Annotated in this window: 1 rRNA gene; it reads right to left on the bottom strand. The window is 55.0% G+C overall.

Going from position 1 to position 440, the window contains the following annotated elements:
* Nucleotides 1-440: ribosomal RNA gene (locus FLW16_RS44850) — 16S ribosomal RNA — on the bottom strand; the annotation flags it as partial.

Here is a 440-nt window from a genome sequence, read left to right as displayed (position 1 = left end):
ATCGGCGTGGGGGTCTTCCCCGGCGAGCTCACGGCAGATTCGAAGCGCGGCGTGTAGGGCAAGCGTGTAAGCTGTCGTGGAGAATTGGGTTGTTCCTAGTTTCTTCAAAAAAAACCGCTACACTAGGAATTCCGCTATCCTCTCCTGCACTCTAGACTTCCAGTTTGAAATGCAGCACCCAAGTTGAGCCCGGGTATTTCACATCTCACTTAAAAGTCCGCCTACGCTCCCTTTACGCCCAGTAAATCCGGACAACGCTCGCCACCTACGTATTACCGCGGCTGCTGGCACGTTTTTATCAAGAAGAAGCCGCTAAGCGACATACAAATTCTTGATTGAAGTCAGGACGTGTGCTTTCCCAATCTTGTGGATCGAACCGCCGCGCCGCACCGCGCCCGACGGTCCCGGCTTCCAGCTCCAGCACTGGACCCACTCGTTCG

This window comes from Microbispora sp. KK1-11, from assembly GCF_006874435.1.
GTDB lineage: Bacteria > Actinomycetota > Actinomycetes > Streptosporangiales > Streptosporangiaceae > Microbispora > Microbispora catharanthi.
This window is presented reverse-complemented; position numbering and strand designations above follow the sequence as displayed.